Annotated in this window: 27 protein-coding genes and 1 tRNA gene; 14 read left to right on the forward strand and 14 right to left on the reverse strand. The window is 62.4% G+C overall.

The window, feature by feature from the left end; all coding sequences use genetic code 11:
- Positions 1-70: 70 nt before the first annotated feature.
- From EJ075_RS05475 to EJ075_RS05485, 3 genes are all read right to left on the reverse strand, one after another.
- Positions 71-1,069: a GlxA family transcriptional regulator gene (locus EJ075_RS05475; RefSeq protein WP_095483530.1), complete on the reverse strand. Its 999-nt coding sequence runs from the start codon at positions 1,067-1,069 to the stop codon at positions 71-73.
- A gap of 17 nt (positions 1,070-1,086) precedes the next feature.
- On the reverse strand, positions 1,087-1,986 hold the full coding sequence (gene folD / locus EJ075_RS05480; RefSeq protein WP_126103659.1) for a bifunctional methylenetetrahydrofolate dehydrogenase/methenyltetrahydrofolate cyclohydrolase FolD: 900 nt from the start codon (positions 1,984-1,986) through the stop codon (positions 1,087-1,089).
- Between the two features lie 118 nt (positions 1,987-2,104).
- Positions 2,105-4,675, reverse strand: coding sequence for a GumC family protein (locus tag EJ075_RS05485; RefSeq protein WP_126107245.1), 2,571 nt, complete (start codon positions 4,673-4,675; stop codon positions 2,105-2,107).
- Between the two features lie 197 nt (positions 4,676-4,872).
- Here EJ075_RS05485 and EJ075_RS05490 point away from each other — a divergent pair, with 197 nt between their 5' ends.
- Positions 4,873-6,168 carry a lipopolysaccharide biosynthesis protein gene (locus tag EJ075_RS05490; protein WP_126103660.1) on the forward strand — a complete coding sequence of 432 codons (1,296 nt, stop codon included), beginning with the start codon at positions 4,873-4,875 and terminating at the stop codon, positions 6,166-6,168.
- Between the two features lie 164 nt (positions 6,169-6,332).
- Positions 6,333-7,481 carry an alpha-hydroxy acid oxidase gene (locus EJ075_RS05495; RefSeq protein ID WP_126103661.1) on the forward strand — a complete coding sequence of 383 codons (1,149 nt, stop codon included), beginning with the start codon at positions 6,333-6,335 and terminating at the stop codon, positions 7,479-7,481.
- Positions 7,482-7,579: 98 nt separating this feature from the next.
- Here EJ075_RS05495 and EJ075_RS05500 read toward each other — a convergent pair whose 3' ends face one another.
- The 3 genes from EJ075_RS05500 to EJ075_RS05510 are packed head-to-tail and all read right to left on the reverse strand — an operon-like array spanning position 7,580 to position 10,487.
- Complete coding sequence (locus tag EJ075_RS05500) at positions 7,580-8,503, reverse strand: DUF6492 family protein (protein WP_126103662.1); 924 nt, start codon at positions 8,501-8,503, stop codon at positions 7,580-7,582.
- Complete coding sequence (locus tag EJ075_RS05505; RefSeq protein ID WP_126103663.1) at positions 8,500-9,318, reverse strand: WecB/TagA/CpsF family glycosyltransferase; 819 nt, start codon at positions 9,316-9,318, stop codon at positions 8,500-8,502. The genes EJ075_RS05500 and EJ075_RS05505 overlap by 4 nt, the downstream gene beginning before the upstream one ends.
- Positions 9,315-10,487 carry a glycosyltransferase family 4 protein gene (locus EJ075_RS05510; RefSeq protein WP_126103664.1) on the reverse strand — a complete coding sequence of 391 codons (1,173 nt, stop codon included), beginning with the start codon at positions 10,485-10,487 and terminating at the stop codon, positions 9,315-9,317. Before EJ075_RS05510 ends, EJ075_RS05505 begins: the two co-directional genes overlap by 4 nt.
- 174 nt (positions 10,488-10,661) lie before the next feature.
- Here EJ075_RS05510 and EJ075_RS05515 point away from each other — a divergent pair, with 174 nt between their 5' ends.
- From EJ075_RS05515 to proC, 3 genes are read left to right on the forward strand one after another with little or no spacing between them, the layout of a single operon-like run.
- Positions 10,662-11,660 (forward strand): glycosyltransferase, encoded by a 999-nt coding sequence (locus EJ075_RS05515; protein WP_126103665.1) that lies wholly within the window; start codon positions 10,662-10,664, stop codon positions 11,658-11,660.
- On the forward strand, positions 11,629-12,981 hold the full coding sequence (locus EJ075_RS05520) for an O-antigen ligase (RefSeq protein WP_126103666.1): 1,353 nt from the start codon (positions 11,629-11,631) through the stop codon (positions 12,979-12,981). Before EJ075_RS05515 ends, EJ075_RS05520 begins: the two co-directional genes overlap by 32 nt.
- 41 nt (positions 12,982-13,022) lie before the next feature.
- The gene (gene proC, locus EJ075_RS05525; RefSeq protein ID WP_126103667.1) at positions 13,023-13,838 is read left to right on the forward strand and encodes a pyrroline-5-carboxylate reductase; all 816 of its coding nucleotides are present in this window, start codon (positions 13,023-13,025) and stop codon (positions 13,836-13,838) included.
- A 15-nt stretch (positions 13,839-13,853) separates the two neighbouring features.
- Here proC and EJ075_RS05530 read toward each other — a convergent pair whose 3' ends face one another.
- The 4 genes from EJ075_RS05530 to EJ075_RS05545 all read right to left on the reverse strand — a co-directional run bounded on the left by EJ075_RS05530 (position 13,854) and on the right by EJ075_RS05545 (position 16,874).
- Positions 13,854-14,246 (reverse strand): type II toxin-antitoxin system VapC family toxin, encoded by a 393-nt coding sequence (locus EJ075_RS05530; RefSeq protein ID WP_095483519.1) that lies wholly within the window; start codon positions 14,244-14,246, stop codon positions 13,854-13,856.
- The gene (locus tag EJ075_RS05535; RefSeq protein ID WP_095483518.1) at positions 14,246-14,488 is read right to left on the reverse strand and encodes a type II toxin-antitoxin system VapB family antitoxin; all 243 of its coding nucleotides are present in this window, start codon (positions 14,486-14,488) and stop codon (positions 14,246-14,248) included. Before EJ075_RS05535 ends, EJ075_RS05530 begins: the two co-directional genes overlap by 1 nt.
- A 104-nt stretch (positions 14,489-14,592) precedes the next feature.
- Entirely contained in the window at positions 14,593-15,906 is a 1,314-nt protein-coding gene (locus EJ075_RS05540) for an NAD(P)H-dependent oxidoreductase (protein ID WP_126103668.1), read from the reverse strand.
- Positions 15,907-16,247: 341 nt separating this feature from the next.
- Complete coding sequence (locus EJ075_RS05545) at positions 16,248-16,874, reverse strand: outer membrane protein (RefSeq protein ID WP_245458109.1); 627 nt, start codon at positions 16,872-16,874, stop codon at positions 16,248-16,250.
- 314 nt (positions 16,875-17,188) lie between these two features.
- On the opposite strand from EJ075_RS05545, the gene EJ075_RS05550 reads away from it, so the two are divergent.
- Complete coding sequence (locus EJ075_RS05550; RefSeq protein ID WP_126103669.1) at positions 17,189-18,190, forward strand: YihY/virulence factor BrkB family protein; 1,002 nt, start codon at positions 17,189-17,191, stop codon at positions 18,188-18,190.
- Here the strand turns inward: EJ075_RS05550 and EJ075_RS05555 are convergent.
- The gene (locus EJ075_RS05555) at positions 18,147-18,431 is read right to left on the reverse strand and encodes a DUF3606 domain-containing protein (RefSeq protein WP_095483514.1); all 285 of its coding nucleotides are present in this window, start codon (positions 18,429-18,431) and stop codon (positions 18,147-18,149) included. The two genes, EJ075_RS05550 and EJ075_RS05555, sit on opposite strands and share 44 nt — an antisense overlap.
- Positions 18,432-18,651: 220 nt before the next feature.
- Between EJ075_RS05555 and EJ075_RS05560 the strand changes: the two genes are divergently transcribed.
- Both EJ075_RS05560 and EJ075_RS05565 read left to right on the forward strand, forming a co-directional pair.
- The gene (locus EJ075_RS05560; RefSeq protein WP_029348484.1) at positions 18,652-18,915 is read left to right on the forward strand and encodes a hypothetical protein; all 264 of its coding nucleotides are present in this window, start codon (positions 18,652-18,654) and stop codon (positions 18,913-18,915) included.
- Between the two features lie 193 nt (positions 18,916-19,108).
- Entirely contained in the window at positions 19,109-19,309 is a 201-nt protein-coding gene (locus EJ075_RS05565) for a CsbD family protein (RefSeq protein WP_095483513.1), read from the forward strand.
- A gap of 145 nt (positions 19,310-19,454) precedes the next feature.
- Here the strand turns inward: EJ075_RS05565 and EJ075_RS05570 are convergent, their stop codons facing one another.
- Complete coding sequence (locus EJ075_RS05570) at positions 19,455-19,655, reverse strand: hypothetical protein (protein ID WP_095483977.1); 201 nt, start codon at positions 19,653-19,655, stop codon at positions 19,455-19,457.
- Positions 19,656-19,873: 218 nt separating this feature from the next.
- Between EJ075_RS05570 and EJ075_RS05575 the strand changes: the two genes are divergently transcribed.
- Positions 19,874-20,764: a transglutaminase family protein gene (locus tag EJ075_RS05575; RefSeq protein WP_126103670.1), complete on the forward strand. Its 891-nt coding sequence runs from the start codon at positions 19,874-19,876 to the stop codon at positions 20,762-20,764.
- A 70-nt stretch (positions 20,765-20,834) separates the two neighbouring features.
- The gene (locus tag EJ075_RS05580; RefSeq protein WP_095483511.1) at positions 20,835-21,716 is read left to right on the forward strand and encodes a transglutaminase family protein; all 882 of its coding nucleotides are present in this window, start codon (positions 20,835-20,837) and stop codon (positions 21,714-21,716) included.
- On the opposite strand, the gene EJ075_RS05585 is transcribed toward EJ075_RS05580, so the two are convergent.
- Both EJ075_RS05585 and EJ075_RS05590 read right to left on the reverse strand, forming a co-directional pair.
- On the reverse strand, positions 21,707-22,006 hold the full coding sequence (locus EJ075_RS05585) for a DUF1236 domain-containing protein (protein WP_095483510.1): 300 nt from the start codon (positions 22,004-22,006) through the stop codon (positions 21,707-21,709). The genes EJ075_RS05580 and EJ075_RS05585 overlap by 10 nt on opposite strands.
- A gap of 771 nt (positions 22,007-22,777) precedes the next feature.
- A tRNA-Thr gene (locus EJ075_RS05590) sits at positions 22,778-22,852 on the reverse strand.
- A gap of 214 nt (positions 22,853-23,066) precedes the next feature.
- On the opposite strand from EJ075_RS05590, the gene EJ075_RS05595 reads away from it, so the two are divergent.
- From EJ075_RS05595 to hisD, 4 genes are all read left to right on the forward strand, one after another.
- Complete coding sequence (locus EJ075_RS05595; RefSeq protein WP_095483509.1) at positions 23,067-23,255, forward strand: hypothetical protein; 189 nt, start codon at positions 23,067-23,069, stop codon at positions 23,253-23,255.
- 129 nt (positions 23,256-23,384) lie between these two features.
- Complete coding sequence (murA, locus tag EJ075_RS05600) at positions 23,385-24,677, forward strand: UDP-N-acetylglucosamine 1-carboxyvinyltransferase (RefSeq protein WP_095483508.1); 1,293 nt, start codon at positions 23,385-23,387, stop codon at positions 24,675-24,677.
- Between the two features lie 91 nt (positions 24,678-24,768).
- A complete protein-coding gene (locus EJ075_RS05605; protein ID WP_095483507.1) occupies positions 24,769-25,200 on the forward strand; it encodes a DUF2948 family protein in 432 nt (143 codons plus the stop codon).
- A 10-nt stretch (positions 25,201-25,210) separates the two neighbouring features.
- A complete protein-coding gene (gene hisD, locus EJ075_RS05610) occupies positions 25,211-26,503 on the forward strand; it encodes a histidinol dehydrogenase (protein ID WP_126103671.1) in 1,293 nt (430 codons plus the stop codon).

Genomic DNA, 26,503 nt, shown 5'->3' on the forward strand with positions numbered 1-26,503 from the left:
TATTTGACGCGGCACTAGGACACAAGCCCGGACGCAGGGTGTGGGAGGGTCGGCCATTGAGCCAAACCCCTCAATACGTCGTGCGCCGCTCTTCGGAAGGCGGCCGGCCGAACTGCAGCCGATAGCTCTGGGCAAAATATGAGTGTGAGGTGAAGCCGGTGGCGATCGCCACGTCGAGGATCGGCATGTTGGTCTGGCGCAGCAATTCGCGCGCGCGCTCAAGCCTGAGCCGCATATAATAGCGACCGGGCGTCACTGTGAGGTGACGCAGGAACAGGCGCTCGACCTGGCGCACCGACAGGCCCGCCGACTTGGCGAGTTGCACCGCCGACAACGGCTCGTCGAGATGATCGGCCATCAGCTCGACGATGCGCCGCAGCTTTTCCGATTTGCCGGTCAGGTCGCGCTCAGGGCCGACGCGCTGGCGGTCTCCGGCGGAGCGGATGCGCTCGTGCTGGAACTGGTTGGCGACGCCGTTGGCGAGGCTGGAGCCGAAATCGCCGCGCACGATCTCCAGCATCAGGTCGATGGAAGTGGTGCCACCGGCGCAGGTGTAGCGCTTGCGGTCGATCTCGAAGACATTGCCGGTGCAGTTGATGTCGGGAAACCGCTCGACGAAGCCGGCGCGGTTTTCCCAGTGGATGGTGCAGCGATAGCCTTCGAGCTGGCCTGCCTCGGCGAGCAGATAGGAGCCGACCGAGAGTGCGCCGAGCGCGTTGCCGCGCCGGCCCCAGCTGCGCAGCGCTGCCAGCACCTTGCTCTTGCCGGGAAACTCCGTCGTCAGCCCGACCGAGACGAAAAGGATATCGACCGGCGGCAGATCGGCGACAGCGTAGTCGATCTTGAGCGGCAGGCCGTTGGAGGCCATGACGGCATCGCCATCGGCCGACACCGTCGTCCAGCCATAGAAGTCGCGGCCGAGCAGCCGGTTCGCCGACCGGAACGTGTCGATTGCCGCAGCCAGCGAGAACATGGAAAACTTGTCGACCAGCAGGAACCCGAACTGCCGGCCGCCTTGAACGGGATCGTTCGTGACCGGCCGCTCTGAGGGAACAGTGAGGTTCGGCAAAGCTGCGCTTTCCAGGATCAGAAGGAGGGCCGTTTCAACCCGGCCGCGAGATAGGCAGAAGCTAGCGTGTTGGCCATCAGCATGGCAATGGTCATCGGTCCGACGCCGCCAGGCACCGGCGTGATGGCGCCGGCCGTCTTCGCCGCTTCCGCATAGGCGACGTCACCGACCAGGCGGGTCTTGCCCTCGCCCTTTTCGGGCGCCGCGATGCGGTTGATGCCGACGTCGATGACGGTAGCTCCGGATTTGACCCAATCACCCCTGACCATTTCAGGTCTTCCGACAGCGGCAACGAGAATGTCGGCGGTGCGCGCCAGTGCAGCCAGGTCCTTGGTGCGGCTATGCGCGATGGTGACGGTGCAGTTGGCGGCAAGCAGAAGATTGGCCATCGGTTTGCCGACGATGTTGGAACGGCCGACGACCACCGCATTGAGTCCGGAAAGATCCTTGCCGCGCACGCGCTCGATCAGCAGCATCGAGCCGGCCGGTGTGCAAGGCACGAACGCCGTCTCCAGTTCGCCGGTGCCGAGCTTGCCGACATTGATGAAGTGGAAGCCGTCGACATCCTTTTGCGGCGCGATGGTCTGGATAACCTTGCCGGCATCGATATGGCCAGGCAGCGGCAGCTGCACCAGGATGCCGTTGATGGCCGGATCGGCGTTGAGTTCGCCGATGATCTTCAGCAGCTCCTGTTCGGAGATCTCGGCCGGCAGCGTGTGCTGGACCGAATGAAAGCCGCATTCCTTGGCGGTGCGGGATTTGGAGGCGACGTAAACCTGGCTCGCCGGATCCTCGCCGACGATGACCACGGCGAGACCGGGCTTCTGCGCGCCCTTTTCCATCAGCTCGACAGTCAAGGCCTTGACACGCTGCACCACGTCTTCGGCGATGCGTTTTCCGTCAATCAACTCGGCCATGAGGCACCTTCAACATCATTCTTCTTCGGGCGGCATTTTCACGAAAATCCGGCCGGGCAATCCCGTCAAAGCGCCGTCTTATGCCGTTAACTCGAAACCGATGGCTTTTATTCGGCGCTCAGAAATAGCGGCGGTGTGATCGGCTTTCGGTGAGTTCGCGAACGGCTTCGCGGAATTCGCGCAGGCTGGCTCGGATTTCATCGATAGAGGCTTGCGGTTCAGCCGCTTCCGAAGCCTGATTTGCCTTGTCCCATGAGGCTCGGGGATAGGCCGACTGCTGTTGCGGATAAAGCACTTGTCCAGCATGGGGCGTCATGGCCGGCGGATAGGGATAGCCGGCCGGCGGCGGCTGCGTATAGGGGTACGCCTGCATAGGCGGGGCCGCCGGATAGGTCTGTTGCGGGTGCGAAGCATAGGCGCCCTGCTGGGCTTGCGGCTGCTCGTAGCCGGCAGGCGCCGGCCGACGCGGCGCGAAAGGAGACACCGGTTCCGGGCGAGCGGAATAGACGGGATTCCGCTTCGCGTTTTCGGCGACTGTCGGTGAGCCACTGGCCGGTGAGCCGAAACGCGTGTTGGCAGAGTCTTCCCTGCGTGCCTTGCCCGGCACGATGTTGCTCACCGCCGACAGCAGCGCACTGATCGGACCTGAACGCCTGGTGGCCTCGACTGGCGGAGCGGGCGGCGGTGACGCCTGGTATCCCTTGTCTTCAATGGGTGTCGGGCGCTCGGCCGTCCTGCGACGCGGCCGCGCATTGGCGGTTTCGCGCAGGCTCGCATAGGCACCGCGCATGGCGCCCAGACCGACACCAGAGGCGAGGCCCGCCAGCAGGCCGGCAAGCACCGTCACGGCGCGCGACGGTCCGTTTGGCTCGAGCGGGGCGAAGGCCTTGGAGATCACGTTGATGTTGGCGGTGTTGATGTCCTTCTGCTCGCCGGTTTCCTTGGCGCGCAGAAGATATTGCTCATAGACGGAGCGTTTGGCGGCGGCCTCGCGCTCCAGTTCGCGCAGGGTGACGAGGTCGCTGTTGACGTCGCCGCTGCGGACCTTCAACTGCGCCAGCCGAGAGGCCAGATCCTGTTCGAGCTGCACGGCGCGCTTCAGGTCGACCTGCAGCGAAGAGGCGATGCGGCGCAGTTCCCCGTCGATACGATCGCGCGAGCCGGCAAGCTGGGCATTAAGCGCCTGGAGCTCGGGATGCCGCGGCCCGAACCGGATCGCGGCGCGGTCGGCCTCCTGCTTGAGCGTCGCATATTGCGAGCGCAATTCGCTCATGGTGTTGGAGTTGATTTCCTCCGGCAAGGTGCCGCTCAGAACAGAATTCACGTCGATCGAGCGCGCCGACGCCGCACGGGCGTTGAGTTCCAGCGTGCGCGCGCGGGCGATGGCAAGCTGCTGGTTGAGCTTGAGCATCTCGTCGTCGCTGATCAGGTGACCTTGCGCGTCGACGAGGTCGTGCGTGGCCCTGAAATCCTCGACCTTGCGCTCGGCCACTTCCACGCCCTTGCGCAGCTCGTCGAGCCTGCCGGTCAGTTCGTTGGTCGCACGGCCAGCGGTGTCGGACTGGATCTGACCGAACGTCTGCAGGAAAACGTCCGTCATCGTGTTGGCAATGAGAGCCGACTTCTCGCCATTTTGCGTGGTGGCGCTGACGGAGATGACGAAGGTCTTGCCGCCGCGCTCGACCGAAAGGCTTTCGGCCAGATTGCCGACGGCCAGCGCACGGCGGCGGTCCGCATCGGCACCCGGCTCGTCATTGCGCGACAGGATCGACCGGATGAGCGTCATCACGCCCAGGCCGCCGGAATCTTGCCCGTTGAACTCCGGATCGTTGACGAGATTAAGCTTGTCCACGACCTTGTTGAGAACAGTGCCGGAGGTGAGCACGCGAACTTGGTTTTCGACGATGGCCAGCGTGGCGTCGGATGCAACCACTGATTGGGTAAGATCGCGGTCGGTGAGCTTCAGGTCGCGCGGGTCGACGATCAGCTCTGCGGTGGCTTCGTATTTCTTCGACGTCGACAGCGCGATCGCGACGCCAAGCGTGGCGCCCAGTATGGTCATGGCGACGATCAGCAGCTTCGACCGGGCAATGCCGCGGACGACCTGCATCGGATCGATCAACGGCCTCCATTCTTGTCCGTCGTCGCGGGAAGACCGTTGCTCGTCATCGGCATATCGGGACTCGAATGCGGCATATCGAGGCTCGAATGCGGCATATCGAGGCTCGTCACCGGTGTATCGAGGCTCGAACGCGGCATGTCGGGAATCGGCATCGAAACGGCGGTCCCCGGAAACACCGGCAGCAACCGGCTCCTCCCGCAGCCTGGCTTCCGCATAGTCTGCTTCAACGGCCTCGTCGGTCTCAAGCGGTATCCGGGCGGCCGAAGCGGATGCATAGTCGGCTCGAGGCTGGCTTGTTTCATCGTCTGCCGAGAATTCCGAAATTACCGGGCGTTCCTGGGGTGCCGAGGGCTCCGGAGCTGCCGAGAGTTCCGGATGCGCTCGCGCCTCCCGGCGTGAGCGCGCGAGACGATGGCGCGTGGCGGCATCCTCGCGCCATGACGGGTCCGCGCGATCCCCGATCGAAACCAGCGATGGTTCAGCGTCGTCTTCGCCGCGCATCGCCTGGCCGAGCGCCAGCAAGGACCGCTCGCGCTTCCAATCTTCACGGTTTTGCCTGTCGACCATTGTCGTGGAGCTTGCCCCTGGCGGCTTGGACGCGCGGTCAGCCATTCGTTAAGCCACGCTAAACAAGCATAGGAAACAAAAGGTTAATTTCTCTGCCTTGACGGCGAGGTTTCCCTCTTCAGTTGTGCCCTTCTTGAGTGCAACAAAAGCGTTCAGAACGGCGCGTTAAACTTTCCAACCTATGCTGTCTCCGACACATGACTCAGGCTGGCAACATCCCGCAAAGGCGGCCCCTCGCCCGGATCGGCGCTTTCGTGGCCGAGCGACGGGGCCTGGTTCGCGACTATCTTTCGGCGATCAGCGGCGCGGGCGGGCGGCTGGTGTTTTCGCTCGCCTATTTCATCGCGCTGGCAAACACGCTGTCCATCGCCGAGTTCGGCATGTTCGCCACCGCTTCGGCGGCCGGCGTGATGCTGTCACGCATCCTGGGCCTCGGCTTCATCTCGGCGCTCTATCGAACCGCCACCATCCGCCCCAATCTGATCGGCACCTTCACCGCCGGCTTCCTGCTGCTCGGCGTGATATCGCTGCCGCTGCTGATTGCCGCCTCCTACGGCGTCTACCTGGCCTTCTTTGCCAGCACCGTGCCGCTATCGGTGTTTGCGGCGATCGTCTTTGCCGAGGGGCTGTTGTGGCGGCCGGTCGAGGTCGCGCTGATCGTCAACAACGGTCTCGGCAAATTCGGCCGCGCCGCTCTGCTGACGATCCTGGCGACGGCCTTGCGGGCGCTCGGCGCCGTCCTGTTCATGTTCGCGGCGCAGCCGACCATAGGGCTCTGGTCCTGGTATTATATCGGCGCCAACGCCGCCTCGCTGCTGCTCGCATTCGGATTTTTCTATCCGCGCCAGAGGCTGCGGCTGCGCCTGGAGCTCTATCTGCGGCGGCTCGCCGACTCCATCTACGTGGCCGGCGCGGAGGTGCTGTTCTACCTGCAGATGGAATTCGACAAGCTGCTGGTACTGGCGATCGGCGGGCCGCACCTCGCCGGCATCTATGCGATCATCATGCGGCTGGTCGACCTGACCGCGATCCCGATCCGCACCTTCTCTATGATGCTGGTGCAGCGCATGATGCGGGCGCCAGAACTTCTGTCGCGCCTTTCGGTCAAGAGCGGCATCGAAGGCGGCGTGTTCCTAGTCTCGACGCTGGCGCTGGCGGCGCTCGCCATCGTGCTGCATTTCTTTCCCAACGCGCTTGGCAAGAATGTTGCCGAGGCCGCCCCTCTGGTGGCGCTGGCGATCTGCGTGCCAGGCCTGCGCAATTTGGTCGAATATCAGGCTGAGCTTCTGTTCGCGCGCGGCCAGACGCTGGTGCGGGCGATCAACCTGGCCCTGCTTGCAGGCCTGAAGGCGGTCCTGCTGACCTATGTGCTGACCACCATCCTGGACACACCCAATCTGGTGCTGTCGCTCAACGTCGTCTTCCTGCTGCTCTATCTCGCCTCGACACTGCTCACCTATTCGGCGATGCGCAAACCGGCCAAGCCGGTGTAGGGGCAAACGCTATCGGCCGGCTGCCGTCAATGGCCGCCGACGCCCGGCCCGTTGCGGCCGTCCCTCGTTCAGCCCGCGTAAGTTAGGCATTGCGCGGCAGTGAGCTATCGGGCAGGTGGGCCCAGGCCAACGGAGTTGAGCCCGGGCCAATAGAGTGATGAGAGATGCGTCTGAGCAATTGCCACAACTTCCATGACTTCCGCAGCATGGCCAAACAGCGCCTTCCCCGACCGATCTTCAACTACATTGACGGTGCGGCCGATGACGAAGTCACCTATCGGCGCAACAGGGCTGCCTTCGATGACTGCGACCTGGTGCCGAACGTCCTGCGCGGCGTGACCAATGTGGACATGTCGGTGACCGTCATGGGCCAGAAGCTGGCGATGCCGGTCTACTGCTCGCCAACGGCGCTCCAGCGCCTGTTCCACCATCAGGGCGAACGTGCGGTGGCGGCAGCGGCGGCGAAATATGGCACGATGTTCGGCGTCTCCTCGCTCGGCACCGTCAGCCTCGAAGAGGCGCGCCGGATCAGCAATGGGCCGCAAGTCTACCAATTCTACTTCCACAAGGACCGCGGATTGAACCGCGAGATGATGGCCCGGGCCAAGCAGGCGGGAGTAGAGGTGATGATGCTGACGGTGGACAGCATCACCGGCGGCAACCGCGAGCGTGACAAGCGAACGGGGTTCGCCATCCCCTTCAAGCTCAATCTCGCTGGCATCGCGCAGTTCGCGGTCAAACCGTCATGGGCGATCAACTACTACACACATGAGCGGTTCCGGCTGCCGCAGCTCGACGGCCATGTCGACATGGGCGGCGGCGCGATGTCGATCAGCCGCTATTTCACGGAGATGTTGGATCCTTCCATGTCGTGGGACGACGTTGCCGAGATGGTGCAGCACTGGGGCGGACAGTTCTGCCTGAAAGGCATCATGTCGGTCGAGGATGCCAGGCGTGCGGTCGAGATTGGCTGCACCGGAATTGTCCTCTCCAATCACGGCGGTCGCCAACTCGACGGCTCGCGTACCGCGTTTGACCAGCTTGCGGAGATCGTCGATGCGGTGGGAGACAGAATCGATGTGATGATGGATGGAGGCGTGCAGCGCGGCTCCCATGTGCTCAAGGCCCTCTCGCTGGGCGCAAAGGCCGTCGGATTGGGCCGCTACTACCTCTTTCCGCTGGCGGCCGCCGGGCAGGCCGGCGTCGAACGCGCACTGGAATTGATGCACATCGAGATCGAGCGCGGCATGAAGCTGATGGGCTGCACCTCGATCAACGAGCTCACGCGACGGAACCTGCGCTTCCGTCGGTAACGAGCGACTTCCAACCTTTTCATCACCCCTACCGGGAAAATGGCAAGGTCGGTGTCGAACCCGGTCGTTCAGGGTGATTGGGTCTGACCCAAGACTAGCTAGTCGAGCCCGATCAGGCGGCGGATGCGACCGATATCCGTGCCGATGAAGGACTGCATGCCGATGGCCACCTGTTCTGGCGCCATGGCGGCGACGAAGCGGCGGAACTCGTCATCCGACAGCGCTTCGCCCTTCCAGTGGACGCGGCAGAATTCCTCCGGGCCGTGGAAATGGCCGGCGCCGTCGAGCACGTCGTCGACATAGCGGCCGTAGATCATGCATTCGGAGAATTTGCGCACAGCGCCGACGGCCTCGACCCAGTTGCGGCCATGGATCTTCTCGATCCGGGCACACATGGCCGTTACGGTTTCGCGGCGCCAGGCAATCAGCGTCGAAATGTAATCGTGGGTGGAAACCTCTGATGGCTCGATGCCGAGCGCCGAGCCCGCATTGCGCGACCAGATGCGATGCTCCTCATGGCCTTCGCCGGACAGCACGCCGTCGCGGCGGAACAGCCGCACCTTGCCATCGCGCCAAAAGGCGCTGCAGTCGAAAGGTTTTAGGAACGCCACGTCGGAATCGCAGAAGATCAGCACGTCTTCCCCGGCGTGCGCTGAAATCCCGATGCGGCGAAGCTGCTGCACATGCCAGCCGCGCAGCGGCATGGTCTTCAGGCTGAGCCAGATGCGCCGACGGAACAGGCTGAGCGGATCGTCGAAGGCATGCAGCCAGCGCGGCAACAGGTCCCGCTCGTCGACGACGGTGCGGCGGCTGTTCTCCAGCTGGCGAAACAGCGCCACGTCGCGATGCTCGACAAGAATATAGTGGTGCGCCACGCCGGAAACGTAGCGGTCGAGGGTTTCGCACAGCAGGCGGCAACGCTCCAAATCCGGCGCATAGCTCGCCGTCACGACCGCCGCCGTCGGCGTCTGGCGAAGGACATCGGGTCCGGCGGCAGGGCTCGGCACGAACCGGCTGTTCAACGGCCCGCTCCGGAGCCTGCTCCACGGCCTGATCTGGCAGGGGCGGGCCTGCGAAAGATTTTCTGGCCGAGGACGCGCCACAGGAACAAAGGATTACCGACGACATAGCGGCGCCAGAGGCGGCCCGGTTCGATCCACAGCCGAAACAGCCATTCGAGCCTGAGCCGGCGCATCCACAGCGGCGCCCGCGGCACCGCGCCGCTTAGGAAATCGAGCAGCGCGCCGACGGCGATCGGCAGCGTGCAGTGGCGCGCATCGATGTGGCGCGCGATCCACAATTCCTGGCGCGGCACGCCCATGGCGACAAGCAGCACGTCCGGCCGCAGTCTGGCGATGCGCTCGACGATTGCCGGCTCCTCTGCGGGGGAGAAATAACCGTCGTGGATGACCACGAATCTGTGCTGCAACGCGAGCGCTGCCAGCTTCTTCGACGCCGCCTCGGCGTTGGCCTGCGTCGCGCCGAGCAGCCCCACGGTCAGCGGCCTGGCGGACGCCTGCAGGAAAGCAGGGATGAAGTCGGTGCCGTTAAGATTGTCCGGAAACCACGTTCCGTAGAGCAGTTTCGCCGCCAGATCGACGCCGACACCGTCCGGCAGGATGAGAAAATCGTCGAGCGCCTCGGCAAAGACCGGCTCCGTATAGGCGACATTGGCGTTGTGGGCGTTGAGAAAGCTGACCTTGGTGAAGCGTCGCTCCGCAATCAACCGGGTCAGCAGGGCGACCGCATCGTCCCAGCGGATGGCGAGGACGGATATGCCGAGGATCGATTTCAAACTGTCGACCCCGAAAGCGGCGCGGGCGGTGTGCATATTCATGCAAACACCTCCTGCCTGATGGGATCGAGCTTTTTCAGGCCACGCCTGATTGCGGCATCGAGTGCTTTCATTTGCCGGCCGTGGAAAGCGCTGCCGTCGACGTCCCTGACGTCGGTTGCCGCGGCTTCCAGTGCGCCGGCGAAGGCGACCGGATCGTCGGTCACGATGCAATTGACCGGGCGATGATCGATGCCGCGCAGCGAATGGCTGGTGGCGACGGAAGGCAGGCCGAGTTCGAAGGTTTCGATGGTCTTGAGCTGCACGCCGCTGCCGGAAGTGCTGATCAGCGGGATGACGGCGGCACTGCGCACAAAGGCCTGCGCGTCCGGTACGCGGCCGACGAATTCAACGCCGGGATGCGTGGAAATGATGCCCGACGGCACGCTGCCGGCGACCCTGACCCGGAAATCGGGCCTGAGATGCGGCACCACTTTGTCCAGGAACCAATCGAGGCCGATGCGGTTCGGCTGCCAGGTCCAGGTGCCGATCAGCGCCGCGTCGCAATCGATGCGGCGTGGGTTTTTTTGCACGGGCGCCTCGGCGCAAGTCACCAATGGCAGCACCGCCGAACGGTCGTCGGAGGCGACGCCGAGTGCTGAGCGATCTTCCTCGGCCAGGATGAAGACGAAGCGTGCCCGGCGGCAAAGCCGTTCTTCCATAGGCTTGAGCAGCTTGGCCTCACGGCGAAACAACAGGCGCTGGAAAAGGCCGCCGGCGGCAGCGGCGTTCTCCTGCGCCGAACGGTACTCGACATTGTGGGCGACGAAGATCGACGGCCGGTCGCCGAAGAGGCTTTCGAAAGCGCCGGCGAACTGCACGGAATTCAAAACAAAGCCGTCGAAAGGGCCGGCGCGCTCGACGGCGGCGTGGACCTCGCTGTCGGTGACCACGCGCAGCTTGACCGATGCGAAAGTGAGGCCGGAGAGCATCGCCTTAGCAACCCAGGCGAGCTTTTGCAGCGATGATGCGCTTTCGGTGCGCACATCGACGGCACCGAGCACGATGGTGCTTTGCGGATCGCTTGCAGGCTTGCCAGGCCAGGTGAAGCCGATCACGGTGACGCGCGCGCCGGCACGCCGCAACGCAGCGATGATCGCGGCATTGGCTATCTCATAGCCCGAGGCAAGAGCGCCGTCGGGCACGATCGATGTGGCGAACAGCAGATGCATCTCACCTATCCTGAGCGGATACAGCTAGCAAAGCGCGGTGAAGCGTTGATTAAGTGAAGGTATCTGGTGGCCTGGGGTCGCGGATTTGCGGGCTCGTCCGCGAAAGGTGATTAACGAAACGTTATCGTCGCAATGCTATCGAGAACCAAACTCACCATCCCGGGCTGAACACGGATGATCCCATTGCCATCGGACGATTCGGTATCGATCGCGGGGCGCTCTCCGGGGCTTGTCACGACGGCCGTCGAGGCGGTCGTGACGCTGCCGACCTTCAAACGGCCCGAGCAGCTGCTGGCGACGCTGGCATCGCTCAAGGCCCAGCAAACCGGCAGACGCTTCGCAATCATCGTCATTGAGAACGAGGCCGAGGCGCGCGCCGGCGCCAGGGCGGCGCTGCCGCTGTTCGAGCGCGGCGCGATATCAGGCATGGTCATCATTGCGCATGAGCGCGGCAATTGCAGCGCCTACAATGCCGGCTGGCAGACGGCGATCCTGCACTTTCCAAATTTCAGGCACTTGCTGGTCATCGACGATGACGAGATCGCCGATCCGCAATGGCTCGAGCGCATGTGCAAGGCGGCCGAGACGTTCAGTGCCGACATCGTCGGCGGCCCGCAAAGGCCTGTGTTTGCCGACGCGGCCCATGCCAGATGGGCCGAGCATCCGGTCTTTGCGCCACCCTACCGAGAGACCGGGCGTGTGCCCGCGCTCTATTCCTCCGGCAATCTGCTGGTTGGGCGTTACGTGCTCACCGCCATGGGGCCGCCCTTCCTCGACCTGAAATTCAACTTTATAGGCGGCGGCGATTCCGATTTCCTGAGCCGGGCAGCACAAAAAGGCTTTGTGCTTGGCTGGTGCGCCGAGGCGCAGGTGCGGGAAAGCGTCCCGGCCCGGCGCGTCGAAGCTGACTGGATCCGCGCCCGCAGCCTGCGCAATGGCGTCATCTCGACACTGGTCGAGAAGAAGAAACGGGCTGGCACGCCGTTCGCCGGCACCAAGGTCTTTCTAAAGAGCCTGGCGCTGCTTGCCGCCTCGCCGTTTCGCGGCGCGGCCAGGCTGATGCGGACGGGATCATCGGCGGCCGCCTTATACCCCATTCATGTCGCCCTCGGCCGCGTGCTTGCCGAATTCGGATATGCCAATGAGCAATACCGGCAACCTGAGAAGAACTGAGCGCGCGCCGCTCAGCACGGCGTTCACGCGCGACGGCGTGGCGACCGCGATCGCGGCGCTGCTGTTCACCGTCGTCCTGGTGTCGTTCCGTCCCTTCCAGCCGGCCGGCGCCGAAATGACCGGCGACGGCGGCGACATCGTCAACCAGCTCGGCTTCGGCTCGCTCGGCGCCATCTCGATCTTCTCGCTGATGGCTTTCGCCGACCCGCGCGTGGTGCGCTCGCTGCTCAGCCCGTCCTGGCTGCTGATGCTGGCTTTCCTCGTGCTGTCGGTGGTGATGGCAACCGACCCGCCGACGGCGATGCGCGCCGCTTCCTTCACGCTGCTCGGCATTTTGACAATGGCGACGATCCTGGCGCTGACCCGTGACGCCGAGGCTTTCTCGAAAGTCATCATTTTTACCACCGTCGTCGTCATGGGTCTCTCCTATGTCGGCCTAGTCGTCTTTCCGCACGAGGCGCTGCACACCACCGCTTCGCTGGAGCCGGAACATGCCGGCCTGTGGCGCGGCGTGTTCACCCACAAGAACATCGCCGGGCCTGTCATGGCCTGCTTCAGTTTCGCCGGGCTGTACCTCTATCGGCGCGGACAGCGGCTATGGGGCGCGTCGATCTTCTGCGCGGCGGTGATCTTCATGTTGCACACCGGTTCCAAGACGACCGCGGGACTGGTGCCGTTTTCGATCCTGATCGTCGTGCTGCCGAGCCTGATCGGCATGCGGCTCGAAACGCCGATCCTGTTCGCCCTGGCCATCATCGCCTCGGCGATCGGCACGCTGGGCATCGTCTTCCTGCCGCCGGTGAAGCATCTGGCGGCACTCTATTTCCCCGACCTGACCTACACCGGACGCACGACGCTGTGGGAGTTCGCCGGCGAGATGCTGGCGAAGCGGCCATGGACCGGTTACGGCTACGAGAGCTTCTGGGGCACGCCGCTGCTGCTCAACCAGGATCAGCCCTTCGACCGGGCCTGGGACATCCGAACCATCGTGCATGGCCATAACGGCTATCTCGACATCGCGGTGCTGATGGGCATCCCGGCGCTCTGCGTGGCGGTCTACACCTTCCTGATCGCACCGCTGCGCGATTACATGCGCATTCCCTTGCGCAAGGAAAACATCTATCTCGGCGACTTCTTCATGATGGTGGTGCTGTTCGCAGCGCTGAACGCCTTCCTCGAAAGCTTCTTCTTCCATCGCGCCGATCCGGTCTGGCTGTTCTTCGTGTTCGGCCTGTTCGGCCTCCGGCAGGTGTCGCTGCGGCCTATGGCGGTCCAGGGTTCGTCCCGACCCCATTCGTCCCAAGAGGGCTTTCCCGCCTAGTCGCGAGCGTCTATGGGAGAACCTTTTAGCGGAGGTTTTCCATGACGATCAGGCTCGTTCTCGCCGGCTGCGGCAATATGGGTTACGCCATGCTCTCGGGCTGGCTGAAATCGGGCAAGCTCCCCCCGGCGGCGGTTTTCGTGGTCGAGCCCAATGCCGATCTGCGCAAGCGCGCCGAAGCGCTGGGCTGCGGTGCCGCCGCGGATGCCGGCGGCATTCCGGCGGACGCGGTGCCAGCCCTCGTCGTCATCGCGGTGAAGCCGCAAGTGATCCGCGACGTGACCGCCGCCTACCAGCGCTTCAATGATGGCCGCACCACCTTCGTCAGCATCGCCGCCGGAACGCCGGTCGCCACTTTCGAGGGCATTCTAGGCGATCGCGCGCCGATCGTGCGCTGCATGCCCAATACGCCGGCGGCCATCGGCAAGGGCATGATGGTGGTGTTTTCCAACAGGCTGGTGTCCGACGCCACCAAGCGTTTCGTCGCCGATCTGCTTTCGGCGAGTGGGGAAGTGACCGATATCGACGACGAAGGCCTGATGGATGCGGTGACGGCGGTGTCCGGGTCGGGACCCGCCTATATCTTCCATTTCATCGAAGCGTTGACCGTGGCGGCCGAGAAGGCCGGCTTGCCGACCAAGACGGCCAGGCTGCTGGCCATGCAGACGGTCTATGGCGCCGCCTCGCTGGCCGCCGAAAGCGGCGAAGATCCGGGCGTGCTGCGCCAGCAGGTGACCAGCCCGAACGGCACCACGGCCGCCGCGCTGGCCGTGCTGATGGGCGAGGACCGGCTGACCCACCTGCTCACCGAAGCGGTGGAAGCGGCGCGGCTAAGGTCGATCGAGTTGGGAAAGTAATAGCGGCTTCGCGGATTACGCGAGATCGGTGTGCGAAAAATCGTTACCCTTGTAGAGCAGTGCGGAGCCATGACTTTTTGCGCAGGCATAAGAAAGGCAGTCGGCTAAGTTGAGCTGGGCGGGATGCCCACGCCCCTTTCCATAGTCTGAAAACGCCTGGATCGCGAGCGCGGCATCGCCGGCGTCGATCGGCACGATTTCGATTTCAGCCTCGCGAAGAAACGCCTCTATCGCGTCCCCGGCGACAACCGGCTGGACGGCGAGCATCGTTGAAAGCCGCATCGCCGCTTCAAGCACGACCAGCGCCGAAGTTATCCTTGCTGGCGCTGCCTCGATGCGGTTGCTCCACTCGCCGGCATCCTCTTCTCCTGAAAGAATCGCGACAACCACGGAGGTGTCGACGAACATTAGGAATGTCCCCACATTTCGTCGATCTCATCCTTGTTGACAGCCCGACCGCCCTGGCCTGCCTTGGCCTTGAAGTCGTTGGCAATGGCAGCGAGCCGCTCCGCCAGGGGAATGCGTCCGCTTTCCCGCTTCAATTCGGATTCAAGCGCTTCGATGACCGCTTCGGTCATCGAAATCTTTCGTTTGGCAGCAAGCTCTCGCGCCAGTTCGCGTGCGCGCGGGTCCCTGATCTGAAGATTCATGTAATCGGCCTCCGCCTCGCTGTCACTACAATATAGAGAGTTTGTCATGACAATACCAGCGTGCTCGGACGAAAGCCGTCCGACAGCTCCCACTCTCGACGGCATCAAGCCCCATACAGCATTTCGTCCTGCAGCCGGCGCAAGGCGAACAGCTTGGTCGTCGGGTCGGGTGCGGAATTGCCTGATGTCAGCAGCTCGCCCTTCCTGACCGGTTTCAGCACCTTGCCGCTTTCGAGCAGGCCGACCGGCACGGCGCGGTTGGCGCGAGCCTCTTCGACAGTCATGGTCCACGAACGGTAGCAGGTCTCGCCGATCGCATCGAACGTCTCTCCTGCCGCCAGATCGCGCTTGGCCACGGCGCAGACCTCGGCAACCGGCCTCGGCAGCGGCACCATGTCCGGCTTGCCGTAGAGCGCGATACGCGCGGCGGTGAGCGGCACTTCCAGCGAGGTCAGATGATACGGCCGGAAGAAGCTGTAATAGGGACCGTGGCCGATATGCAGATCGTCCATACGCTCGATGATGCGCGGATGAGTCGCCTCGACGATGACGAAGACGCCGGGCGCCACGCCCTTGCCGATCGTGTAGTCGACGACGCCCTTCTTCGACAGGATGCCGCCATCCGCGCGCGGGATGAGCACCTTGGCCAATTCATCGCGATCGGCTTTGGGGCCGTGCATGCCGGCAATATCAGGCACCAGCCCGGTGGCGTTGGCGATGGCGCACATCTCGACCATGGTCTTGGATCCGTCGACGAACTCGACCAGCATGCGCGGGTTCATATTGCGCCGCAGTGCTTCCGCGCGATAGTCATCGGGGACGGCGTCGTGGTTGAGCGGGTTGTTCTTGCCCTTGCCGGCCGAGACGATGGTGTAGCCGAGTGCCGAGGCGAACTCGATCAGTTCCATGCAGCTCGACGGCTCATCGCCGGCGCCGACCGAATAGACAACGCCGAGCCGGTCGGCCTGCTGCTTCAGATAGCAGCCGATGGTGACGTCGGCCTCGACGTTCATCATCACCAGATGCTTGCCGTGCTCCATCGCCATCAAGTCGAAATCGGCGGCGACGCCCGGCTTGCCGGTAGCGTCGATCACCACGTCGATCAGCGGATTGGTCACCAGCATCTCGTTCGAGGTGATGGCGATCTTGCCGCTTTCGATCGCCTCGCTGACCTTCGACGGCGTATCGGCCTCCCGTGCCATCGCCTCGTCGCCGTAGGCGATGCGGATGGCGTCACGTGCCGTGTGCGGGCGCCGGGTCGAAACGGCGCACACCGCAATGCCAGGCATAAGCATGCCTTGCGTCACCAGGTCGGTGCCCATCTCGCCGGAGCCGATGACGCCGATGCGCACCGGACGGCCTTCCGCGGCGCGCTTGGCGAGATCGCGGGCAAGCCCGGTCAGGGCGACATTGGTCATGCGCAAGTCCACTGCTTTTGATTTGAAGGGGGAATAGCAGGGAACGGTAACCTTTTGCCAACGAAACCGGCCGCCGTCGGCAATTTCTTGTGGCTGGCTCTCACGCCACGACCGGATAGTGTTCAGCCTAGATACTGTTCGGAGATGAGGAGACGTCCTTGTCGGCGCGGCGCGCCCGACAGGGTCTCAGGCGAGGTTGGCATGACAAAATGAGTTCACGCCCACACCGCAGTCATGCTGCCGTCAGAGCGACGACGGTGCCCAAGCCTGCGCTCAATTGCCTGAGGCCGGCATGGGTCGTCCAGGGACCGCAGTCGGTTCGTCTGCTGGCTTCGTTTAGACTAGAACTTGTATGCGAGGCCTACAGAGACGGTGTGCATCGTCAGGTCGACTTCCCCGCGCGTGATGTCTTCCGTGCCGAAATCGTAATAGCGATACTCGGCCCGTCCAAGCCAGTTGTCGGTGAAAGCGTGTTCCGCACCGAGCCCCGCGGTCCAGCCGGTGAAGCTCATATCGTCATCTTCCACAACCGTAGACACTTCGCCATGCGCAAAAGCAATACCGGCCGTGCCAAAAAGCAATGTGCGATCCCAAGCGTAGCCCACGCGTCCGCGCACGGACCCGAACCAGTCGATCTCGGCGTCTCCGTCATCGTCGAGCTCGATCCAGCTCTTGTTTATGTCACCCTCGACACCGAACACGAAATTTCCGGACTGGAAATTATAGCCGGCAAGCGCTCCAACAAATGCTCCGTCCAGATCGGCCGTTCCAACAAGTGGTGGATTGGTGAAAATCGTCACATCCGCATCAGCCCAGCCATATCCGCCTTGCACGCCAAGGTAGACACCGCTCCAGTCATAGACTGAAGCGACCACGGGCTCCTCATACACTGGGTCTGCCGCGAGAGCGCATCCGCCCCAGGCAAGCAGCATCGTGGCGGTCAAAGCAGTCCGTCTGATAGAAAACATGGCACCCCTCGTCGGCTCCAGAATATCCCCCACAGTAGCCGGCTATCTCCCCGAAGTCTGTTGCTGAACTGCAACGCTGCAGGAAAACATTCATCACGTCAAACCTGGCCCGTATTGCCGCAAAAGAGCGCCACGCCCGCTCCCAGATCTGCAATCTCGGCCGCCTGCTACCTCCTCGTCGTCGCAGTGGCACCTCGTCAAACAACTCAAGATCCATCACCTAAACTCCGGATCCAAACGGACTTACCCATCTGCTGCTCTGGTCCGTTGCCGTGCTGCCTCTAATTGCTTGCTGAGAGGCAGGTGAGGCTAGCATGTGGAATCTGGCGAAAGAGGGCTGGGCACTCCTTGCGGAGAGCATTGTCGGCTTCATCAATGACAACGCCCTGAGTCACGGGGCAGCAATGGCGTTTTATGCCACAACCTCGCTTGCGCCGATCCTGCTCATCGTTGTCGCTATCGCTGGCCTGGCCTTCGGAAATGATGCGGCGCAACTTGCCCTTTCGGCCCAGCTCGCGGGTCTGATGGGGCCGCAGAGCGCGGAGCTTTTGCAAGCGACAATCGAAAATGCCTCCCATCGGACGGCGGGCACTCTTGCGGCCATCCTGGGGCTCGTCACGCTGTTCGTCACCGCATCCGGCGTGTTCGGCGAAATGCAGCTTGCGCTGAACGAAATCTGGAAAGTCAAACCGGTTAAGACATCGATTTCCGGGCTTGTGCGGGCCCGCGCCGCAAGCCTTGGGCTCGTCGCCGCGCTTGGCTTCCTGCTCCTGGTGTCCCTGGTCGCGAGCGCTGCAATTTCTGCGCTTGGCGAAATCATCAACGCATATCTGCCCTTCGGCACCATTATCCTGAGCACAATCAACGGGATCGTCTCGTTTGCCCTGATCGCGCTTTTGTTCGCGGCAATCTACAAGGTCCTGCCCGATCGCGCGCTGCGATGGCGCGACGTTGGCATCGGCGCGGTGGTGACGGCGTTTCTCTTCACGATCGGCAAGTCGCTGATCGGCTGGTATATCGGAGCAAGCGCAACCGCATCGTCATACGGCGCAGCCGGTGCGCTGCTCGTCGTGCTGTTGTGGGTCTTTTATTCGTCCGAGATCTTTCTGCTGGGCGCCGAATTTACACGAGCCTACTCGGTTCGATATGGCAGCCGATCCGATCTGGAGGCGACCATCAAAGCAAGTGATCGCGAACAGAAGCTGGCGACGGCGGCCAGGATTGAAAAGTCTGAAAACGAAATCCTTGGCTGGATTGTTTTCAGCAGTCTCCTCACCGCGTTTCTAAGCCATTTCTGGCATCAACACCGGCGCTGAGACGTCCGGCGCGGCGGCCCGAGCCTAGCAGGGGCTTGGGGACATCTGATCGAAGCGACGTGCGAAGTTCCTTCGCCGCCGCCACCAGCTTGGCGCGGTTGCTTCCATATCTCTTGATCAACTGATGGACTTGCGCCGGGGTGATACCGTTTTGCCGGGCAAAATGCGCTACTATGTAGTCCTCGCTGCCGGAGATCCGATCCCGGTGGCGGGGATAGAGCTTCGCCGCGTCGGCTGTCATGCTTACTCTCCTTTTTGGTCACGTTTGCTGAACGATGTATGATTGGCCAACGCAAAAGGGGCGATTTCGTTGCCGCATGCGACACCAGTGCACTTCGCTTTTTCGCCTCAGCCCTGACGCAGCAAAGCAATCGGACCGACGCACGCCTTCGGTTCCATACGTCGATTTTTCGAGACTCAGCCCTCTGGCACGCGCATGATACGGGCAGGGAGGAAAAGCCATGCGCGAATTGCCAAAGAGCATTGACGCAGACGTTGTAATCGAAATCAGCAGGTTGCTCGACGACCGTGCGAAGTCGGCACCAGTGCCAGTCCACAAGCTTGCCTCGATGATCTCGAATAGTGTCGAGACCGACCTGCCGACAGCTTCCATTGAAGAGTTGATCGTTGAAATGGCCATGACCCGCCAACTTCCGATGCTGTTCGATCTACCGGGGGCGGATGCAGATAACGTCATATCGATCGCCTTGGCGCGCGCCAGCTGATCCCGCTGGGGAACCTTTCTGTCGAGTTTCAAGACGCGGATGGTTCCATTCGCTCCCCTGCTCCAATTCGCCCCGCCGGCTCCGGCTGGCGGCTTTTTGCTGCGTCGCCCAACAATAATCGTCAAGGGCGATCCGCCGGTCGGGAACGTGTGGTGTCCAATTGCATTTCCTCTAGACGACAAAGGAGGAATCCATGAATTGGGATCAAATCAAGGGAAAATGGATGCAGTTCAAAGGCAAGGCCAAGGAGCAATGGGGCGACCTCACGGACGATGACCTTGATCGCATCGAGGGCAATCGTGACCAACTCGCAGGACGTATTCAGGAGCGGTATGGAATTGCCAAGGAAGAGGCAGAGCGCCAGATAGACGACTGGTCCAGAAGCCTCACCTGAGCGTTCAGAAGGCTGCGCCGTCGATCGGCGCAGCCTTCGGCACCGTCCAAAGCCTGCCGCTCCGAAATGAGCGGCGGGCGACGTGTATGCGATGGTGGCGAGGTGATCTACGCCACCGTCGCTTTCAGGATGTTCGGAACGAGAGCTAGCGCGCCGATTGTCTGTTGGCTTGTGCGGCGACTGCCGTGAGGAAAGCGGTTGCGGCAGTATCGCACGCCGCTCGGGACGGGCTATAGGCGAAAAGGATCAGCTCGGCAGCCCCTATCGTAAGGCCATGCTTTTCAGCGAAAGCAGCTATTTCGTAGGGCTTGTCGTGACCTATGGCCAGATCGTAGTCCTCGTTCATTACTTCCTCCCGTTTGCGACGTTCCTCGCCTTGGCCCCTCCTTGGCGCAAAGATTAAGTTCCGGGGCATTGAGAGAGTCTACCAATTGGAGATTGCAAAAGGCTTAGGCCTACGGCGCCTGATGCGATCCGGTCGAGGCGGAGGACTCCATTTTGTCCGCTGCACATCGAAAAAGATTATATGATTGCGCTGATATCGCAGGTGGTCGACGCAAGCCAATGCCGATTTTTTCAGTCAAGCACACGACCGTCTATCGCTACACGCAACCGGTGACGTTTGGCGAGCACCGGCTGATGTTCAGGCCGCGCGATAGTTTCGATCAGCGACTTCTCGATCACGCGCTGTTTGTGAACCCCGAGCCCAAAGAGATTCGCTGGATCCACGACGTTTTCGGAAACTGCGTTGCGGTAGTCGACTTCAAGGGCTCCGAAGACGAACTGCGTTTCGTGACAGACATTCGGCTCGATCACACACCGCAGCATGCGCCTGATTTCCGGATCGATGAAGCGGCACTCAGCTATCCCTTCTCCTATGATCCCGACGAGGCAACCGACCTCACTCAAACCATGGAGCGCCATCATCTCGATGACGGCGACGAGATCGGCAAATGGGCACGACAGTTCGTGAGTGCCAGAGGGCACACCGAGACGGGCAAATTGTTGATGACGCTTTGCTATGCCATCCACGAGAGCTTTGTGTATTCCCGTCGAACTGAACCAGGGACGCAACCGCCGCTCATGACGTTGCACCTGCGCCGAGGCACATGCCGGGACTTTGCGCTGTTCATGATGGAAGCGGTTCGTTCGCTTGGTTTTGCCGCCCGTTTTGTGACTGGCTATGTCTATGTGCCGAACCGCGATAGTGCTTCTGTCCTCGGCGGCGGTTCGACGCATGCCTGGTGCCAGGTCTATTTGCCTGGCGCGGGCTGGGTCGAGTTCGATCCCACCAATGGCATTGTCGGCAACCGGGATCTGATCAGGGTGGCCGTCGCCAGGCACCCGCAGCAAGCCATCCCTCTTTCTGGAAGCTACTCCGGCAGCGCGTCGAGTTTTCTCGGCATGACGGTGGAGGTCAAGGTGGTGAAGGAAGCCGGCACCAATGGAAATTAGAGAACCCTAATGTTTTGCGGAACTGTTCGGACAGTCTGGAGTTTGCTGAAATCAACGCGTTGGAGCTGCCATGCGTATCCGCGCCGGTTTCAAGCTTGCCTACGAATGTCCGCAGCCGACACCGATGCTGCTCGTCCTTGAGATCCATCCTTCACGTCGCATCGATCTTTTGACAGAACAAATCATCGGCTTCGATCGCCCGAGCGAGGCCCGCGGCTATATCGACGCTTTCGGCAATCTATGCACGAGAATAGAAGCGCCCGCCGGGCTGACGACGATATCAACGAACTTCGAAATCTATGACACCGGTAAGCCAGAAATTGTGGTCGCCGACGCCATCCAGCACGATATCAAAGAGCTGCCCGACTACGTGCTCAGGTTTCTTCTCGGCAGTCGCTATTGCGATACCGATCGGCTTGGCGACTTCGCTTGGGCCAATTTCGGCAACACCGCACCCGGATGGGCGCGCGTCCAGGCGATCTGTGATTTCGTTCACGAACACATCGCCTTCAACTACCAGGCCGCGGACACGCTGCGGACCGCCTACGGCGCGCTAACCGATCGGGCCGGCGTTTGTCGTGATTTTGCGCATCTGGCAATCACGCTGTGCCGTTGCATGCACATTCCGGCGCGATATTGCACCGGCTACCTCGGCGACATCGGGATACCGCCGATGCCGTATCCCATGGATTTCAACGCATGGTTCCAAGCCTATCTCAGCGGCCATTGGTTCACCTTTGATGCACGGCATAACCAGCCTCGTATCGGCAGAATCCTGATGGCGACGGGATGCGATGCGAATGACGTCGCCATCTCAACGAGCTTCGGTCTTTCCCGGCTTACTCGCTTCGAAGTCATCACAGAAGAAGTCCAAGCCGAGCCTGAGAAGGCGCCAGCCCGCCGCACCTTTCGGCATGACGGGCTTCAGCGGGAGGGGTCAAGTCAATCGTAGACCTTCACAATCTTGCGGGTACCTGGATCGACCAGGACGGTTCGGCCGTCGATGACTACGTAGCGGTACTGAACGTCCGGCACCTCGTAGAGCTCGACTGTCTCGGGCAGAGCAGTGCCGATGTTGAGCTCCACGCCGGGAAGGCTGAGGGATGCCAACGGTTTCTTTTTCACGTATTCCCGGATCACAGTGTCCTGCTCGGGTTGAATGATGACGTCCTGAGCAGCGGCGGCGCTGACACCAACGAGCAGAAGGATGCCTGCCGCAGCCGATGTAAGTTGCTTACCCATATTAGCCTCCGAGCAACCTTCAGCTGCGGTGCTTGATTGCTGCCGCCACGGGTTGCTTACTTATCTAAAACGGGGCGGAGCAATTCTTGTTCCGGTGGCGCGGCGCGAACCCGCTGCCACGGCATATCAACGCTGACGTTTGAGGTCGCGCCCGCTCAAGGCTTAGTTTCTTCCTGAGGAGGCGCGCTTGGGACTGGACAATCAGGATGCGGCCATTGTTCACACGGAGAGGGCTTGTCGCCAGCGTCGCCATAACGTTCCACGAGTTTTGCGAATCCGTAGGCGAAGGCGAAAAGCAGCACCAGGATAACCACTAATCGAGCGGCCATAGGGGATTGTAGCAGGATCCAGCTTAGGTTTGACCCAGCATCAGCTTGCGCTCGGCAGGCTGCCCGTCACTTTCTGCGAAACTTGTCTCGGTTCCGAAGGTCCCAAGCATAATAGTAGGCGGCCATAATGCAGGGCAGCCCGATACCAATCAACAAAAAGAAACCGATCCCACCGATCAGCGGCTCAAACAATTTGCCGATCGCCAAGAGCGCAAACAATCCGATTAAGACCACAACAGGCATCGCGTCTTTTAGCCGACGGGAGACACATCGTCACTCCTCGTCGACGGCTTGAATTTCCGCACGACTCGTAAATGCAACGGGGATAAAGTCCACGGAAAATCCACGGATACTGGTGCCGTGTTGCGCCTTCGTTCGCCTGCTGGTGCCGGAAAGAAGAAATGACCAGGCGAAGCACACTATTGAGAGTCTTCAGGAAAACTGGTGCTGCGAGAGAGGATTGAACTCTCGACCTCTCCCTTACCAAGGGAGTGCTCTACCACTGAGCTACCGCAGCCGCTGATGGCGGGGCTTCTGCCATATCGAACCGGCAAGCGCAAGGCCAAGCGCAAGTCATCTGTGAAAGCCCGCTCCGGCGGGTTTTCCGGACATGGCGGCGCCACAATGTTGGCTATCCCTTGAGAACGGATTGGCGAGATAAAAAGTATTAAAGCGTACTTTGTGCGTCCAGGCGGACGCACGTCGCTTTAAGCGTCAGCCGGGACGGAACCATGAACGACACGATAATTCCACCTGACAAAAGCGGTCCATCGAAAAAGACCGACCGCAAGACCCGGCTCGCGGAGCAATTGCGCGCCAATCTGCAGAAGCGCAAGGCGCAGTCGCGCTCGCGGCGCACTGGCGACGCCGACAAGCGGCCGGACGGGCTCGATGCCTTAAGGGAAACGCAAAAGGATTGACCTATATCAACAGGCTGGGCCCAAGCCCGAAATCCTGTTTCTTGAACCAAGCCGGCCAATGGTCTAGACCGGCCACAACAGACTCAACCGATTGAAAACCGGCCTTTCGGCCGAGGGGACGTTTCTTCCATGGATCGCATCAGAATTGTCGGCGGCAACAAGCTTGCCGGAAGCATTCCGATCTCGGGCGCGAAAAATGCCGCGCTGCCGCTGATGATCGCCTCGCTTTTGACCGACGACACGCTGACCCTGGAAAACGTGCCGCACCTGGCCGATGTCGAGCAGCTTATCCGCATCCTCGGCAATCATGGCGTCGACTATTCGGTCAACGGCCGCCGCGAAAAGCAGCAAGAAGGCTATTCGCGCACCATCAATTTTTCCGCCCGCAACATTGTCGACACCACGGCACCCTACGAGCTGGTGTCGAAGATGCGCGCGTCTTTCTGGGTGATCGGGCCGCTGCTTGCCCGTATGGGCGAGGCCAAGGTCTCGCTGCCCGGCGGCTGCGCCATCGGCACGCGCCCAGTCGATCTTTTCCTGGAAGGCCTTCAGGTGCTTGGCGCCGATATCGACGTCGACACCGGCTATGTCATCGCCAAGACCAGGAACGGCCGTCTTGTCGGCAACCGCTACGTCTTCCCGAAAGTATCGGTCGGTGCCACCCATGTGCTGATGATGGCGGCTTCGCTGGCCAAAGGCGAGACGGTGCTCGAAAACGCCGCCCGCGAGCCCGAGATCGTCAACCTCGCCGATTGCCTCAACGCCATGGGCGCCAGGATTTCCGGCGCCGGCACCGCGACCATCACCATCGACGGCGTTGAAGCGCTGTCGGGTGCGCGCGTCCGGGTGATACCCGACCGCATCGAGACCGGCACCTATGCGATGGCCGTCGCGATGACCGGCGGCGACGTCGTGCTCGAAGGCGCGCGCGCGGACCTGCTGCAGACCGCGCTCGACGTGATTTCCCAGACGGGTGCCGAGATCACGCAGACCAATTCCGGCATCCGCGTCAGGCGCAACGGCGCCGGCATTGCGCCGGTCGACGTGGCGACGGCGCCCTTCCCGGCGTTCCCGACCGATTTGCAGGCGCAGTTCATGGGCCTGATGACCATGGCCAAGGGCAAATCGCGCATCACCGAGACGATCTTCGAGAACCGCTTCATGCACGTGCAGGAGCTTGCCCGGCTCGGCGCCCACATCACGCTTTCCGGCCAGACGGCGATCGTCGACGGCGTCTCGAAGCTGAAGGGCGCCCCGGTCATGGCGACCGACCTCCGCGCCTCGGTGTCGCTGGTCATCGCCGGCCTGGCGGCCGAAGGCGAGACCACGGTCAACCGCGTCTACCATCTCGACCGCGGCTTCGAGCGGCTGGAAGAAAAGCTGTCCGGCTGCGGCGCGGTGATCGAGCGGATTTCCGGCTAGGCGATTTCGCAAGGTTTGCGGCGCGGTTGCGCGGACCGAAAAGACCGCCTAACAGAAGGTTGAATTGTCAACTTTCAGGTGTGAAATCCGCATGGCTCTCAAGCTTGTCGCGCTCGACGATCAGGATCTGAGCATCGTCTCGGCCCATGTCCAGGACGCGGTGCTGAAGGTCGGCGACCTCGAATACATGCCGGCGGCCAAGCGCTTCGTGGTGACCATGAACCGCTTCGTCTGGGAGGCGAAATCGGGCCTGTTCCGCCAGCACAATGAGCGGCGGCAAAGTGTGCTGCATTTCGACCGGGTGCTGGGCGCCAAGACCAGCGGCATTGCCCGCGACAAGCCCGATGAGGTGCTGTCGCTGCTGGCGATCAGCTTTCTCGCCCTCGACAAGCCGGCCGGCATTGTCGAGCTGATCTTTTCAGGCGGTGGCGCGATCATGCTCGATGTCGAGTGCATCGAGGCGCGGCTCGCCGACATCGGCGGTGCCTGGGAAGCGACCTCGCGCCCCTTCCACAGAGCCTGAGCAGCGCAAGATGGCCATCACCCTTCGCCTGTCCGATGCCGATTTCGAGCAGCGTTTTGCCGCGTTCCTTTTGACCAAGCGGGAAGTCTCGGCTGATGTCGATGCCGTGGTGCGCGAGATCATCGCACGAGTGCGCGCCGAGGGCGACGCGGCGCTGGTCGACTACACGCAAAAATTCGGCGGCGGCGACCTGATCAAGCTCGGCATTGCCGTCTCCGAGGATGACATTGCCAAGGCGTACGACGCAGCGGATCCGCAGACGATCGAAGCGCTGAAATTCGCGCGCGAGCGCATCCGCGCCCATCACCAGCGGCAACTGCCGCAGGATGACCGCTATACGGACGCCGCCGGCGTCGAGCTCGGCTCGCGCTGGACGGCGGTCGAAGCGGTCGGGCTCTATGTGCCGGGCGGCACGGCGAGCTACCCGAGCTCGGTGCTGATGAACGCCATCCCAGCCAAGGTCGCCGGCGTCGAGCGCATCGCCATGGTTGTGCCTGCCTCCGGCGGCGGGGTGCCGCCGCTGGTGCTGGTGGCCGCCGACCTCGCCGGCGTCTCCGAAATCTACCGCGTCGGCGGCGCGCAGGCGATCGCGGCGCTGGCCTATGGCACCGAGACGATAAAGCCGGTCGCCAAGATCGTCGGCCCCGGCAATGCCTATGTCGCCGCGGCCAAGCGCCAGGTCTTCGGCACGGTCGGCATCGACATGATCGCCGGGCCTTCGGAAGTGCTTGTCGTGGCCGACGGCAGCAACGATCCGGACTGGATCGCCGCCGACCTGCTTGCCCAGGCCGAGCATGACGTGTCGGCGCAGTCGATCCTGATCACCGACGATCCCGCCTTTGGCGCGGCGGTCGAACAGGCGGTCGAGCGCCAGTTGAAAAGCCTGCCGCGCGCCGAGACGGCGGCGGCGAGCTGGCGCGATTTCGGCGCCGTCATCCTCGTTCCCCAAATCGAGGCAGCACTGCCGCTGGTCGACCGCATCGCGGCCGAACATGTCGAGCTTGCGATCGACGAGCCGGAAGCCTTCCTGGCGCGGATGCGCAATGCAGGTGCTGTTTTTCTCGGCCGCCACACGCCGGAAGCGATTGGCGACTATGTCGGCGGCTCCAACCACGTGCTGCCGACGGCGCGCTCGGCGCGCTTCTCATCCGGGCTGTCGGTGCTCGATTTTGTCAAGCGCACCTCGATCCTGAAGCTCGGGCCGGAGCAGTTGCGGGCGCTGGCGCCGGCGGCCATCGCGCTGGCCAAGGCGGAAGGCCTCGACGCGCATGGACGCTCCGTCGCCATACGGCTGAACATGTAG

The organism is Mesorhizobium sp. M6A.T.Cr.TU.016.01.1.1, from assembly GCF_003952585.1.
Lineage (GTDB): Bacteria > Pseudomonadota > Alphaproteobacteria > Rhizobiales > Rhizobiaceae > Mesorhizobium > Mesorhizobium mediterraneum.